The organism is Streptomyces sp. NPDC001231, assembly GCF_042896885.1.
Taxonomy (GTDB): Bacteria; Actinomycetota; Actinomycetes; order Streptomycetales; family Streptomycetaceae; genus Streptomyces.
The window spans coordinates 57020-69894 of record NZ_JBIAXS010000019.1 but is presented as its reverse complement, the minus strand read 5'-3'; the positions used below and the strand labels follow the sequence as shown (position 1 = coordinate 69894).

13 protein-coding genes and 2 pseudogenes are annotated in these 12875 nt (G+C 69.6%); 9 read left to right on the top strand and 6 right to left on the bottom strand.

Features of this window, described 5'->3' with window-relative positions:
* The first annotated feature begins 14 nt into the window (after positions 1–14).
* From ACFY3J_RS23075 to ACFY3J_RS23055, 5 genes are all read left to right on the top strand, one after another.
* Positions 15–809 (top strand): SDR family NAD(P)-dependent oxidoreductase, encoded by a 795-nt coding sequence (locus ACFY3J_RS23075; protein ID WP_384183954.1) that lies wholly within the window; start codon positions 15–17, stop codon positions 807–809.
* Positions 810–1021: 212 nt separating this feature from the next.
* Positions 1022–1429, top strand: a complete 408-nt coding sequence (locus ACFY3J_RS23070; RefSeq protein ID WP_384183951.1) for a YciI family protein — start codon at positions 1022–1024, stop codon at positions 1427–1429.
* Between the two features lie 8 nt (positions 1430–1437).
* The gene (locus ACFY3J_RS23065) at positions 1438–2577 is read left to right on the top strand and encodes an RNA polymerase sigma factor (RefSeq protein ID WP_384184173.1); all 1140 of its coding nucleotides are present in this window, start codon (positions 1438–1440) and stop codon (positions 2575–2577) included.
* Between the two features lie 159 nt (positions 2578–2736).
* On the top strand, positions 2737–3132 hold the full coding sequence (locus tag ACFY3J_RS23060) for a helix-turn-helix transcriptional regulator (protein WP_225078871.1): 396 nt from the start codon (positions 2737–2739) through the stop codon (positions 3130–3132).
* A 67-nt stretch (positions 3133–3199) separates the two neighbouring features.
* A complete protein-coding gene (locus ACFY3J_RS23055) occupies positions 3200–3643 on the top strand; it encodes a VOC family protein (RefSeq protein ID WP_225078822.1) in 444 nt (147 codons plus the stop codon).
* A 107-nt stretch (positions 3644–3750) separates the two neighbouring features.
* Here ACFY3J_RS23055 and ACFY3J_RS23050 read toward each other — a convergent pair whose 3' ends face one another.
* From ACFY3J_RS23050 to ACFY3J_RS23040, 3 genes are all read right to left on the bottom strand, one after another.
* Positions 3751–4122 (bottom strand): hypothetical protein, encoded by a 372-nt coding sequence (locus ACFY3J_RS23050; protein ID WP_384183946.1) that lies wholly within the window; start codon positions 4120–4122, stop codon positions 3751–3753.
* Between the two features lie 276 nt (positions 4123–4398).
* Complete coding sequence (locus tag ACFY3J_RS23045) at positions 4399–5073, bottom strand: hypothetical protein (protein WP_384183943.1); 675 nt, start codon at positions 5071–5073, stop codon at positions 4399–4401.
* Between the two features lie 191 nt (positions 5074–5264).
* Positions 5265–5819 (bottom strand): hypothetical protein, encoded by a 555-nt coding sequence (locus ACFY3J_RS23040; protein ID WP_390841655.1) that lies wholly within the window; start codon positions 5817–5819, stop codon positions 5265–5267.
* A 492-nt stretch (positions 5820–6311) separates the two neighbouring features.
* Here ACFY3J_RS23040 and ACFY3J_RS23035 point away from each other — a divergent pair, with 492 nt between their 5' ends.
* The 3 genes and pseudogenes from ACFY3J_RS23035 (at position 6312) to ACFY3J_RS23025 (ending at position 7814) form a co-directional block, all read left to right on the top strand.
* Positions 6312–7208: a methylenetetrahydrofolate reductase gene (locus ACFY3J_RS23035; protein ID WP_384183939.1), complete on the top strand. Its 897-nt coding sequence runs from the start codon at positions 6312–6314 to the stop codon at positions 7206–7208.
* A 225-nt stretch (positions 7209–7433) separates the two neighbouring features.
* Positions 7434–7535 (top strand): annotated as a pseudogene (locus tag ACFY3J_RS23030) (tetrahydrofolate dehydrogenase/cyclohydrolase catalytic domain-containing protein); the annotation flags it as partial.
* Complete coding sequence (locus ACFY3J_RS23025; RefSeq protein ID WP_390841686.1) at positions 7536–7814, top strand: hypothetical protein; 279 nt, start codon at positions 7536–7538, stop codon at positions 7812–7814. It abuts the pseudogene before it with no gap.
* 117 nt (positions 7815–7931) lie between these two features.
* On the opposite strand, the gene ACFY3J_RS23020 is transcribed toward ACFY3J_RS23025, so the two are convergent.
* Positions 7932–8138 carry a hypothetical protein gene (locus ACFY3J_RS23020; protein ID WP_384183937.1) on the bottom strand — a complete coding sequence of 69 codons (207 nt, stop codon included), beginning with the start codon at positions 8136–8138 and terminating at the stop codon, positions 7932–7934.
* A gap of 436 nt (positions 8139–8574) precedes the next feature.
* On the opposite strand from ACFY3J_RS23020, the gene ACFY3J_RS23015 reads away from it, so the two are divergent.
* The gene (locus ACFY3J_RS23015) at positions 8575–9513 is read left to right on the top strand and encodes a sugar phosphate isomerase/epimerase family protein (RefSeq protein ID WP_384183934.1); all 939 of its coding nucleotides are present in this window, start codon (positions 8575–8577) and stop codon (positions 9511–9513) included.
* Positions 9514–9535: 22 nt separating this feature from the next.
* On the opposite strand, the pseudogene ACFY3J_RS23010 reads toward ACFY3J_RS23015, so the two are convergent.
* Both ACFY3J_RS23010 and uvrA read right to left on the bottom strand, forming a co-directional pair.
* A pseudogene (locus ACFY3J_RS23010) lies at positions 9536–9637 on the bottom strand (formylglycine-generating enzyme family protein); the annotation flags it as partial.
* A gap of 172 nt (positions 9638–9809) precedes the next feature.
* On the bottom strand, positions 9810–12731 hold the full coding sequence (gene uvrA, locus ACFY3J_RS23005; protein WP_390841654.1) for an excinuclease ABC subunit UvrA: 2922 nt from the start codon (positions 12729–12731) through the stop codon (positions 9810–9812).
* Positions 12732–12875 lie beyond the last annotated feature (144 nt).

Sequence of the window (12875 nt, the reverse complement as noted above, 5' to 3'; positions counted from 1 at the left end):
GACGGGAACGCATCATGCAGATCGCTCTCTCCGGCCGCACTGCTCTGGTCACCGGCTCCACCCAGGGCATCGGCCACGCCATCGCCACCGGCCTCGCCCGCGCGGGCGCCCGCGTCGTCGTCAACGGCCGCGGTGAGGAGCGCGTCGCGGAGGCCGTCCGCACCGTACGCGCCGACTCCGGCAGCGACGACGTCACCGGCGCCGCGGGCGACCTGGCGACGGAGCAGGGCGCCGCCGCCGTACTGGAGGCCGTGCCCACGGTCGACATCCTCGTCAACAACCTAGGCATCTTCGGCTCCGCCGCTCCGCTGGAGATCGACGACGCCGAGTGGCGCCGCTACTTCGAAGTCAACGTCCTCTCCGCCGTCCGGCTCATCCGCGCCTGTCTGCCCGGAATGAAGGAACGGGGCTGGGGGCGCGTCCTCAACCTCGCCAGCGACTCGGCCGTGGCCATCCCCGCCGAGATGATCCACTACGGCATGACGAAGACCGCGCTGCTCGCCGTCAGCCGCGGGTTCGCCAAGGACGCCGCCGGCACCGGCGTCACCGTCAACTCCGTCATCGCCGGACCGACCCACACCGGCGGCGTCGAGGGATTCGTCCGCGAGCTCGTCGGCGACGAGCTGCCCTGGGACGAGGCGCAGCGCGAGTTCATGGTCAAGCACCGCCCCCAGTCCCTGCTGCGGCGGCTCATCGAGCCCGAGGAGATCGCCAACATGGTCGTCTACCTCGCCTCGCCCCACGCCTCCGCCACCACCGGCGGCGCCCTGCGCGTCGACGGCGGCTACGTCGACTCCATCCTGCCCTGAGTCCGGCGCCAGGGCGTGATCAAGGCCGTCCTGGGTGTCATGTTCAGGGCGAGGGCAAGCTCGACGGGTTCCAGCAGAACCGGGAGCTCCACACAGGCTCGTCCATGAGAACCCGAAAAAGATCCGACGACGATGTCGAGAACCCGTGACCGGCTCCGTCCCCGGGGTGAACGCGACGACAATGGGTCGCACCAGCACCGAGGAGAACCACCATGGCGAAGTACCTGCTGCTCAAGCACTACCGAGGCGCTCCGAGCGCGGTCAACGACGTGCCGATGGACCAGTGGACGCCGCAGGAGATCTCGGCCCACGTGCAGTACATGAACGACTTCGCGGCCCGGCTCGAGAAGACCGGCGAGTTCGTCGACGGTCAGGCGCTCGCCCCCGAGGGAGCCTGGGTCCGGTCCGACGGTGAGGGGCGCCCGCCGGTCACCGACGGCCCGTTCGCCGAGACCAAGGACCTCATCGCCGGCTGGATGGTGATCGACGTCGACAGCTACGAGCGCGCCATCGAGCTGGCCGGGGAACTGTCGGCCGCTCCCGGAGCGGGCGGAAAGCCGATCCACGAGTGGCTCGAGGTGCGCCCGTTCCTGGCCACGCCGCCCACCATCACGGAGTGACCTCCCCGATGAACGAGGCCCTGCTCCGGAGCCTCACGCCGAGCGTGCTCGGGATCCTCGTCCGCCGCGGAGCCGACTTCGCGGCGGCCGAGGACGCCGTGCAGGACGCGCTGGTCGAGGCCGTCCGCGTCTGGCCGGCCGGCCCTCCGAGGGACCCCAAGGGCTGGCTGGTCACCGTGGCCTGGCGCCGCTTCCTCGACGCGACCCGCGCGGACGCCGCCCGCCGCCGACGGGAGGACCTCGTCGACGAGGAGCCGGCACCCGGGCCCGCGCCCGCGGTGGACGACACGCTCCAGCTCTACTTCCTGTGCGCCCACCCGTCGCTGACGCCGTCGTCGGCGGTCGCGCTCACGCTGCGCGCCGTCGGCGGGCTGACCACCCGGCAGATCGCCCAGGCCTACCTGGTGCCCGAGGCGACCATGGCGCAGCGCATCAGCCGCGCCAAGCGCACCGTCTCCGGCGTACGGTTCGACCGGCCCGGCGACGTCGCCACCGTGCTGCGCGTCCTCTACTTGGTCTTCAACGAGGGCTACTCCGGCGACGTCGACCTCGCCGCCGAGGCCATCCGGCTCACCCGGCAGCTCGCGACCGCGATCGACCACCCCGAGGTGGCGGGGCTGCTCGCCCTCATGCTGCTCCACCACGCCCGGCGCGCCAGCCGTACCGCACCCGACGGCAGCCTGGTACCGCTCGCCGAGCAGGACCGCGGCCGGTGGGACACCGAGTCCATCGCCGAGGGCATCGAGATCCTGCAGTCGGCCCTCGCCCGCGACCGGCTGGGCGAGTTCCAGGCCCAGGCCGCCATCGCCGCACTCCACGCCGACGCGCCCACCGCCGAGGAGACCGACTGGGTCCAGATCGTCGAGTGGTACGACGAGCTCACGCGCCTGACCGACAGCCCGGTCGTCCGGCTCAACCGCGCCGTCGCCGTCGGCGAGGCCGACGGACCGCGCGCCGGCCTGGCGGCACTCGCGGTGCTGGACGACGCACTGCCCCGCCACGCGGCGGTCGCGGCGTACCTGCACGAACGCGACGGCGACCTGACAACGGCGGCCCGGCTGTATGCCGAGGCGGCTCACAAGGCCCCCAACCTCGCCGAACGCGACCACCTGACACGCCAGGCCGCCCGGCTCAACGCGCGCCGGTGAGCAAGCGCTGCACGCAGTGCCGGTGGTCGACCTGTGGATCAGCCCGTCCGGGGCGGCCGTGAGGGGATGTGTCACCATCGCTGGGTGAGTACCACGCCGGCCTCGACGTCCGACGCCCAGCTTTCGCAGTTGCGGCGGCTCCGTCTGGCCAAGGACGCCATGGACCGTGATTGGGCCGAACCCATCGACCTGGACGCGCTCGCCGCACACGCCGGGTACTCGCGCTACCACTTCGTCCGCGTCTTCCGGGATGTGTACGGGCAGACACCGGGGCAGTATCTGAGCCGCCGCCGCATCGAGCGCGCGGAGGACCTGCTGCGCACCGCCGACCTGTCGGTCACCGAGATCTGCACGCTGGTGGGCTTCACCAGCCTGGGATCCTTCTCGTCGAGCTTCAAGAAGCACACCGGCCTCACCCCGAGTGAGTACCGTGCCCGGCATGTCGGGCAGGGAGCGGCACTGATTCCCGGGTGTTATGCGCTGCTCTGGCACGGAAGTTTCAAGGGACTACTGGAGCGCGGCACCGAAGAGCGCAACTTTGGAGAAGCCCCGTGAGGCGGCGGTAACTACGTTGGTTGCAGCGCGTGGGTGAGAGGCGCCCCCCGAGCACAGGGAGTCAACCATGATCAAGGGCTTGTCGATCGCCAACGTCTGGGTCCTCGACCACGACCGGGCCAGGGCGTTCTACACCGAGAAGCTGGGACTCGAAGTCCGTGTCGACATGACGATGGGCGAGGCCGGGATGCGCTGGCTCACCGTCGGCGCCAAAGACCAGCCGGATCTCGAACTCACGCTGATGGTCCCGGGCCCGCCCGCGCTCGACCCCGAGTCCGCCGAGGAACTGAAGAAGCTGATCGCCAAGGGCGTACTGGGCGCGGGCGTATTCGCCACCGACGACATCCATGCCGACTACCGGGCGATGAAGGCACGCGGCGTGGAGTTCCTGCAGGAACCGCAGGAACGGCCGTACGGCACCGAGGCCATCTTCCGTGACGATTCCGGCAACTGGTTCTCCTTCACCCAGCGCCGCGAGCAGCTCGATCTCGACAAGGATTGGAGCTGCTGACACATGAGCCGTAGACCGTGATCCCCACGTCGGGATTTCGGCTTGCCCCGGTGATGGCTCTCCCCGGCGCGAACGGGCCGGAAGGAGGCCGGGGCGGCGGCGAGGCGTCAGCGCTTGGTGCGCCACAGCCTGCCCGCGGCGAGCGCGGGCAGGAGGATCTCCGCCCCGGCCGCCATCCGCTGCGGGGTCACGCCGGCCGGGTCGACGTAGTACGTGAACGCATCCTGCGCGGCCGTCAGCACGACCGCGACGAATGTCGCGAGTGACTTGTCGCGCACCGTCCAGTACGGCGAGGTCCAGAGCAGCACCAGCGCGGCCAGGCGTACCACCACGCCCAGCGGCAGCCACAGGACGGCCAGCAGCCCGACCAGCGCCAGCAGCAGTACCGGAGCGAGCGGGGGCACACCGCGCCGCTGGGGCTTGCCGGAGTCCCCGGCCCCGGGCTGGGCGCCGGCCTCCGCGTTGTCCAAGGTCTTCATTTCGAATCTCTCGCTGAAGCGCATGTGTAGAGCGCCACGGCGGCACGACGAACGTTCGTAGCAACGGCGAGGCGGGTCCGAGGGCGCCCTCTGCCGACCGGAACGGACGTGCTCCGCCCGCCGGGGCCGCGCGAGCACGGCGCCTTCGTGATCATGATGCCGGTCGATCCGGCGGAGTTACCGGACGGTTCCTGCGGATCTTGCGAAAATCCGGCGAAAGCCTCACGTGGCCATGCGGCAGGGACTGGCTTCCCGCGCCTTCCCACAGGAACGCGATCACTCGGTTTCGGAGCGGTGCCCGCGCTGAGCCAGCTCACCGATGAGTGCCGCGAAGTGTCCGTCGCCGCCGGTACACCACCACACGGCGGCGCCTTGACGCGCGACGGCATGAAGGCCCAACCGGTGGTCGGAACAGATCGGCCAGACCTGCCAGGTTCGCTTCATGAGGTCGTCCTGGATGAGTTCGGCGACCGCCGTCACCGCCCCCGCAGGCGTGTCGCCCCTGCGTGCGTCCAGTCCGGCGTCGCCGGCCAGGAGGCGGCCGTCGGAAAGTTCGATCCCGGCGGACACGGGTGTGGAGTCCTCCAGGAGCACCAGCCGTGGTTCGCCGTCGATGCCGGCGGTGGGCAGGTCGCGTGCGGCGACGCGGAGGGCCTGCCGCAGGACTGCGAGTCGCTCCGGGGCCGGCTCGAAGCCGGGATCGAATCCGGTCTCCTCGAGGATCCGCCGAGCGAGGTCGGCCATCTCCGGTGCGGGCACCTGTGCGGGGTCGCGCTCCACCACCTCGCGCACGGCCTCCCCGAAGTGGCCCCAGTCCAGCAGTTCGCAGGCCAACTCGACCACATCCTGGAAGACGAGGCTGTCCTCGCGCAGCCCGAGGCAGACACGCGTGCACAGACGATCGATCCGCTGCATGGCGGTCCCCGCGTCGATGGCCGGCTCAGCATCCATGAGGTGAGTCTGGTGGTCTGCCACGGGGATGGCCGGCAGCGGGCGATGACACTGATACGGCCGCGGCTGAGGTTCACCCTGGCGAGATCCCATCCACATCCCCACCTGTGCATCGGCGGAGTCGGAAGACGAGTTCGCCGACGACTTCTGCAACGTGCTCAAAAGTCCCAGTTCCTCCACTACCTGGTCGCTCATATCCTCCCCGTGACCACTCGGATGCGGTGGCTCAGCGCCCGTCCGAAGACGGCTGTGAAGTTCGGGTCAAGGGGCGGCCAGTTGTCGAACTGGAAGCCCAGGTGGGCGAAGGCGAAGTGGTCGCTGGTCCACTCCCAGTCGGGAAGCGGCGCGCGATGGGTGCAAGCCGGGCAGTCGAGGTCGGCGGCGCCCGTGGCGTACCAGGTGTCGATGACCGCGCCGGACCAAGCGGAGGTGGCGCTCCGGCAGCGAGGGCAGATCGCGGAAGGGGGATCGCCCTGACCGGCGACGAAGACCGTACGGCCCGTGACGACCCGCAGCTCGTCGCCCGGCTCCTCCTCCAACTCCTTGATCCTGGCACGCCAGTCCCAAGAAACCAGATCGACGGCCTCCCTCCAACGCGGCCCGGCCAGATGGACCACACCGTTCCGCCGCGGCGCCGTGCGGGTGAACCCTTCCACCTCCAGCCAGCTCCTGCCACGTTGGCCCCACGCGACGGCCTCTTCCGCTGAGGCGTCCAAGTCCACGATGGTCTGTCGGTAGGTGCCCACGGCCTTCCTTCCGGCACGGTGCGTCGACATCACTGCCGCCGAACGTTAGATGATCCAACGGTCACCTCTGACGGTCCGGTTGAAGGTGGGTGGGGCGATCCGCGTCGCACAACCCGTGACTGTGCACAGGTCAAGCTCACGCACGCCATCTTCAACCCTCGGCCGGTAGGACCGGGTCGTTCTTGGGGACCACGCGGGTTCAGAGTTAAAGTCCGCCTCGGCAGTCCCACTGAACTTCCGGGCTGTAAATATCCGCTACGCCCGTATTGCCCATATGTTGCTTTCGTCTACGTCACATGTCCCGGTCCGGTCGCGACGGTCGCCAAGGGCCGATGAGGTCATCCGCGTGATCCGCGGTGAGGTGTGGACTTCTGGCGTTGCAGCAGGTCCTGAGCCAGGCCTGCACGGATTGCGCCGCGCGCGCACGCAAAGAAGGCAGGGACGCCCAGCCCCTTCACGTCCACTTCGCCGCACCAACCAACGGAGCATGTGATGACGTCCGCGAGAACCGCGCAGGATCCCGCCTCCCGAACCGCCGGCAGCTTCTTCGCCCGCCCGGCGAACGCGGCGTTGGCGGACGCGCTGCGCAACGCCTCGTACGAGATCCTGCCGTTCAAGAGCACGGAGGAGAAGGTACTGGCCCATGTCCCGAAGGACGTGGCGCTCACGGTGACGACGACCGAGGCCAAGGGCCTGGGGCCCACGATCGAGCTGGCCGTCCGGCTCAGCGAGCACGGCTACAGCGCCGCCCCGCACATAGCGGCGCGCCTGGTGCGTGATGAGGCACACCTCACCGACATCGCGTCGCGACTGCGGGACTCCGGTGTCGATCGGCTCTTCGTCATCGCAGGCGACGCCCCCGAACCGGCGGGTGCTTTCCCGGACGCGCTGAGTCTGCTTGAGGGCCTTCAGTCCGTGGGGCAGACTTTCGCGTCCATCGGGATCGGCGGCTACCCCGAGGGGCACGGCAGAATCAGCGACGAGCTGATCGAGAAGGCGCTCCAGGCCAAGGCGCCTCACGCGAGCCATGTCATCACCCAGTTGTGCTTCGATGCCGACACCACGATCCGTTGGGCACGCACAGTGCGGGCAGCCGGGGTCGAGCTGCCCGTCCGGGTCGGCATTCCCGGCGCGGTCAGCCGCCAGAAGCTGATCCGTGTCTCGGCCGGGCTCGGCCTGGGCCCGTCGGCCCGCTTCCTGAAGAAGCAGCAGAACATGCTCTGGCGCTTCTTCCTGCCCGGGGGCTACAGCCCGAACAAGCTGATCGAGCGGCTCACGCCCGCCTTCGGCATGTCCGGCAACCGCCTGCAGGGCTTCCACGTGTTCACGTTCAACGACCTCGACAGCACCGAGGCCTGGCGGCAGGCCTGGCTGGCCCGTCTGTCCTGACTCTTGTCGCACATCCCGCCGGATTCGGCGCACAGAGCCCCCATGCGACGGCCGTGCCCGCACACGCGCCCGCATCGCGCAGCTTCACCGGCCCGCCCACGGCCATCCAGCGGAGGAGCCGCAGAACTGATGAGTGCCCAGGTGATCGACGGGCGGGCCTGCGCCCGCGCTCTCAGCAACGCCTGGTCGAGGACGTGACCGACCTGTCCGCCGAGGGGCGCCACCGAGGCACAAGTGATCGGTGTGATCACCGAGCTGAACGACGACCCGCGCGTGTCAGGTGTCCTTGTGCTGCGCCCGCTGCCCCGCCACATCGACGAGGCCGCCGTGTTCCGGGCCGCCGTCGAGTCGGTCGACGAGTGGGCGGACAGGACGAACGGACTCGGCCGGCACACCCGGCGGGCGGACGTTCTGATCGTCGCCGCGGGCAAGGCGGGTCTGATCAAAGCCGAGTACGTCAGCGAGGGTGCTGTCGTCATCGACGTCGGGATCAACCCGTACACGGCCCCGGGCGGCAACGTCCGCATGGTCGGTGACGTCGACTATGTGTCGGTCGAACCGAGAGTACGCGCCATCACACCGGTGTCGGGGGAGTCGGCCCGGTGACCGACGTGCGGCTGTTCCGGAACGCCGTGCTCGCCGGCAGGAACGGAATGCGCCAGCCGTAGGAGTTGAAGGCGTCGTCGCTCCTGTCCGAGACGACCAGGAAGGCCACATTGGAGGTCAGCGCACCGACACGGCACGACGGCGTTGCGAGGCGTGCTTGGTGGCGATCAGGATCGCGCCGTCCCCCTCGCCGCCCACGGCGAAGCCCTGGACGAGGCGGAGGTGGTCCGTTTTCCGGCCGCCGTCCTCGTCGGCAGCAGGGTGGGCCTGCACGCCGTGGTGTCGGAGGTGCGCGAAGTCAGCCGGGACGGTGTGCAGACGCACCGTCAGTTCACCATCTTCGCGACCCTGGAGCCCGTGTCCGGGCAAGGGCACCCTCAGGGAGATCAATACGGGGCTCGCTCCAACCACCAACCGGCGAACCTGTGCAGTCACGGTTTCAACTCAATGACACCGCCGCCCGCTTCAACGTCTGGTAGCGCCGGATCTCGGCCCAGGCGGAGTCGTTCGCCAAGGAGTTTTCCGCGTCCCGTTGGGCCTCGTACACGGAAGCGCCCCAGGTTTGATGGAGACATCGAAGACCCGGAAGGCTCCCGATCCCCGACGGGCTCGGCGCTACCAGGCAGAGGCGCTGCGCCTTGCGGTGCTGGTCCGGATCCATGTCCGGCCACGACTTATGAGTGAGCGATGCCAAAGACCTTGTGCAAGCGGTTGTTGTGTTCATAGCATCCTCTCAACTTTCGCTGAGAGAGGGACAAAGATGAACTCCGCTCAAGGAAAGTCACACGGTCGCCGTCAATTCCTCCGTGGAGCAGCGGTCTCCGCCGCCGTTCTGGCCGTCGGATCGCAGGCCTGGTCGGCACAGGCGGCTCCGTCCCCCGGAGCGGGCAGGCGAGTTCCGGCAGGCCGCATCGGTCTCCAGCTCTACTCGGTGCGCGACATGCTCGCCGTCGATCCCGAGGGCACACTCGAGATGATCGCCGACGCGGGCTACGCCGAGATCGAGCCCGCCTACACCTACGGTGGTCGCACCGCCGAGCAGTTCCGCAGGATCGCCGATGCGAACGGACTGCGGGTGATCGGCAGTCACCACAACCCCGGCGACTTCCGGGGCGCCCGCGCGCAGCAGACCTTCGACAACGCGTTGGCGCTCGGACAGGAGTACGTCGGCGTCTCCTACATGGACGGCGCGCAGACCGCCCAGGGCTACCGCGCGATGGCGCGGGAGATGAACCAGTGGGGCGAGGCGGCCCGGGCCCGGGGACTGCGCTGGTATGCCCACCTGCACGACAACGAGTTCCACGCGGATCCGCAGACCGGCCAGACTCTCTTCGACGTGTGGCTGGAGGAGACCGACCCGGATCTGGTCTGGTTCGAGATGGACCTCTACTGGATCCTGCGGGCAGGCGCGGACCCGGCGCCCTACCTCAGGTCGTACGAGAAGCGGTTCCCGATGCTGCACGTCAAGGACGGCGCACCGTGGAACAACATCGAGACCGACCTGGGAGAGGGCGAGATCGACTTCGCGGACATCTTCGCCAACCTGCGGCAACTGCCCCATCATCACTACATCATCGAGAGGGACCAGCAGCCCGACCCGGTCCGCACCGCCCACGTGTCCTACGACTACTTCCGCACGATCCGCGTAGGCCCTCCGGGCAACGGCCACGGCCCCGGCGGAGTCGCTCAGGGGTCCTGACCGACCACTTCAGAACGAGCTGTCAGGGCCGAGGCAGCGGTGACTGCGCGATGCGAAAGCCCACGTCGTCGATACGGAAGGTCGGGTGACTGCGCCGCCGCACCGAGGCCCGGCAGCGACGGTGGTGGTGTCGTCGAGCCGTGGCTCCTGCTCCAGGATGCCGACACACGTACATCCCCGATGCCTCCGTAGCCGGGCCGCCGGGCGGCGGCTGGTGTTCCCGGAGGCCATCAGCACGGGACGTGCGGTCGAGGGTGAGCCTCGTCGCTCACCTTTATGGTGTGCCGGAGCACCGCCTACTGCCGGACGCCTGCCGTGGCCGATCGCGGCCTGCCCGTCTGCTGCCGTACAGGCTGCTGAGGCGGAAGCACTTGGCGCAGCGCGCGGCCGGTGTGGCTGTGCTCCACGGTGACCACGTGTTCGGGGGTGCCCTCGGTGACGACCCGTCCGCCGGCCATGCCCCCTTCGGGACCGAGGTCGATGACCCAGTCCGCGGTCTTGATCACGTCCAGGTTGTGTTCGATGACGACCGCCGTGTTGCCCTTGTCGACCAGGTGGCCGAGCACATCGAGGAGCTTGGCGATGTCGTGGACATGCAGGCCTGTGGTGGGCTCGTCGAGGATGTACAGCGTGTGGCCGGTGAACCGCTTGTGCAGTTCGGCGGCGAGCTTGACGCGTTGGGCCTCGCCGCCCGACAGGGTCGGAGCGGGCTGGCCGAGGCGTACGTAGCCGAGGCCCACGTCGACCAGGGTGCGCAGGTGCCGGTGGATCGAGGTACTGGGGTGGAAGAACTCGGCGGCCTGCTCGATCGGCATGTCCAGCACTTCGGCGACGTTCCTGCCCTTGTAGCGCACCTCGAGGGTTTCACGGTTGTAGCGGGTGCCGTGACAGACCTCGCAGGGGACGTACACGTCGGGCAGGAAGTTCATCTCGATGCGGAGGGTGCCCTCACCCGCGCACGCCTCGCAGCGGCCGCCCTTGACGTTGAAGGAGAACCGTCCGGCCTGCCAGCCGCGGACCTTCGCCTCGGTGGTGGCGGCGAACAGCTTGCGGATGGGGTCCCACACACCGGTGTAGGTGGCCGGGTTGGAGCGCGGGGTGCGGCCGATCGGTGACTGGTCGACGTGTACGACGGCGTCCACCAGATCGGCGCCGAGCAGCCTGCGGTGATGTCCCGGTACCGTGCGGCCGCCGTGCAGACGACGGGCGAGGGCCGGATGGAGGATGCCGTTCACGAGCGTGGACTTGCCGGAGCCGGACACGCCGGTGACCGCGATCAGGCAGCCGAGCGGGAAGGATACGTCGATGCCGCACAGGTTGTGCTCCCGGGCGCCGACCACCGTCAGCAGCCGGTCGGGCGAGGCCGGGCGGCGTACCGGGGGAACGCGGATCTGCCTGTGCCCGGACAGGTAGGCCCCGGTCAGGGACCCTTCGTCCGCGAGGAGTTGGGGGAGCGGGCCGCTGTGGACGACGCGGCCTCCGTGCTCGCCGGCACCGGGGCCGAGGTCGACGATCCAGTCGGCGGCCCGGATCGTGTCCTCGTCGTGCTCGACGACGATCAATGTGTTGTCCAGGTCGCGCAGTCTCAGCAGGGTGTCCAGCAGGCGCTGGTGGTCGCGTGCGTGGAGCCCGATGGTCGGCTCGTCCAGCACGTACAGCATCCCCGTCAGGCCGGAGCCGATCTGTGTGGCCAGCCGGGTGCGCTGTGCCTCCCCGCCCGACAGGGTGGCCGCGGCCCGGTCCAGCGCCAGGTAGTCCAGGCCGACGGAGAGCAGGAAGCCCAATCGCGCCTGAAGTTCCTTCAGGACCCGGCCGACGATCAGGCGCCGGCGACGGTCCAGCACGAGTCCGGCCAGGAACTCCGCGCATTCCCGGACGGACAGGGCCGCCACCTGGGCGATGGACCGTTCGCCCAGTTCGCGGTGTTCGAGGGTGACGGCGAGGATCTCCGGCTTGAGCCGGGTGCCCCGGCAGGCGGGGCAGGGGGCCTCCCGCAGGTAGCCCTCGTACCGCTGGCGGCCGTAGGCCGGGTCCGAGTCGGTTTCGGCGACGCGGCGCTCCAGGAACGGGATCACACCCTCGTACCGCGTCCAGTAGCTGCGCTCCCGGCCGAACCGGTTGTGGTAGCTGATGTGGACCGGCTCGTCCGTGCCGTACAGCACCACCGTGCGCTGCCCGGCCGACAGCCGTCGCCATGGCCTGTCCAGCGGCAGGTCGCAGGCGACGGCCACGGCCTCCAGCAGCCGTTGGAAGTATTCGGTCTGCCGGCCCGCCCACGGTGCGATCACCCCGTCGGCCAGGGACAGCGTGTCGTCCGGCACCACCAGGTCCTGGTCGACCTCGGTGCGTACGCCCAGTCCGGTGCAGCGCGGGCAGGCCCCGTAGGGCGAGTTGAACGAGAACGTCCGCGGCTCCAGCTCCGTCACCGTCAGCGGATGACCGTTGGGACAGGCCAGATACTCGCTGAAGATCCGTTCCCGGACCGCTGACCCCTCCGGCTCGTCGAGGAACTCGACGATCACCTGCCCCTCGGCCAGCCGTAGGCCGGTTGCCACCGAATCGGTGAGGCGGCGTGCGACGCCCGGCTTGACGGCCAGCCGGTCGACCACGCCCTCGATGCGGTGCCGGCGCTGCTTCGTCAGGGCCGGCGTCTCGGTGAGCCGGTGCACCACGCCGTCGACCCGCACCCGCGAGAAGCCCTGGCCGCGAAGGTCGCTGAACAGTTCGTGGTACTCGCCCTTGCGGCCGCGCACCAAAGGGGCGAGAACCTGGAAGCGGGTGCCGACGGGCAGGGCGAGGACCTGGTCGACGATCTGCTGCGGGGTCTGCCGGTCGACGCGCGCGCCGCAGGCGGGACAGTGCGGGACGCCCGCACGGGCGTACAACAACCTCAGGTGGTCGTAGACCTCGGTGATCGTACCTACCGTGGAGCGCGGGTTGCGGGTGGTGGTCTTCTGGTCGATCGACACCGCCGGGGACAGGCCTTCGATGAAGTCCACGTCCGGCCGGTCGAGTTGGCCGAGGAACTGGCGCGCGTACGCGGACAGGGACTCGACGTAGCGCCGCTGCCCCTCCGCGAAGATCGTGTCGAAGGCCAGGCTGGACTTGCCGGAGCCGGACAGGCCGGTGAAGACGATCAGGCTGTCGCGGGGCAGGTCGAGGTCGATGTCGCGCAGGTTGTGCTCCCGCGCCCCGTGGACCACCAGCCGGTCGGGCATTTCCGCCTCCTTGTGCCGATCGCCTTGCGCCGGTGACCGAGGAGGCGCCGCGCACGGCGTGGACCTCGCGGACGTCGGTGCGGCGTCTGCCGGCCGGAAGCCCGAGCAGGGCGACCGGGGCGCCCCTCGCGGTTGGCCGAGGCA

Bases quoted from the DNA above. Each gene is read 5' to 3' on its own strand.
- ACFY3J_RS23060 (WP_225078871.1), top strand. From the start codon at position 2,737: ATGGACCGTGATTGGGCCGAACCCATCGACCTGGACGCGCTCGCCGCA.
- ACFY3J_RS23055 (WP_225078822.1), top strand. From the start codon at position 3,200: ATGATCAAGGGCTTGTCGATCGCCAACGTCTGGGTCCTCGACCACGAC.
- ACFY3J_RS23015 (WP_384183934.1), top strand. From the start codon at position 8,575: ATGAACTCCGCTCAAGGAAAGTCACACGGTCGCCGTCAATTCCTCCGT.
- ACFY3J_RS23075 (WP_384183954.1), top strand. From the start codon at position 15: ATGCAGATCGCTCTCTCCGGCCGCACTGCTCTGGTCACCGGCTCCACC.
- ACFY3J_RS23050 (WP_384183946.1), bottom strand. From the start codon at position 4,122: ATGAAGACCTTGGACAACGCGGAGGCCGGCGCCCAGCCCGGGGCCGGG.
- ACFY3J_RS23045 (WP_384183943.1), bottom strand. From the start codon at position 5,073: ATGGATGCTGAGCCGGCCATCGACGCGGGGACCGCCATGCAGCGGATC.
- ACFY3J_RS23070 (WP_384183951.1), top strand. From the start codon at position 1,022: ATGGCGAAGTACCTGCTGCTCAAGCACTACCGAGGCGCTCCGAGCGCG.
- uvrA (WP_390841654.1), bottom strand. From the start codon at position 12,731: ATGCCCGACCGGCTGGTGGTCCACGGGGCGCGGGAGCACAACCTGCGC.
- ACFY3J_RS23065 (WP_384184173.1), top strand. From the start codon at position 1,438: ATGAACGAGGCCCTGCTCCGGAGCCTCACGCCGAGCGTGCTCGGGATC.
- ACFY3J_RS23035 (WP_384183939.1), top strand. From the start codon at position 6,312: ATGACGTCCGCGAGAACCGCGCAGGATCCCGCCTCCCGAACCGCCGGC.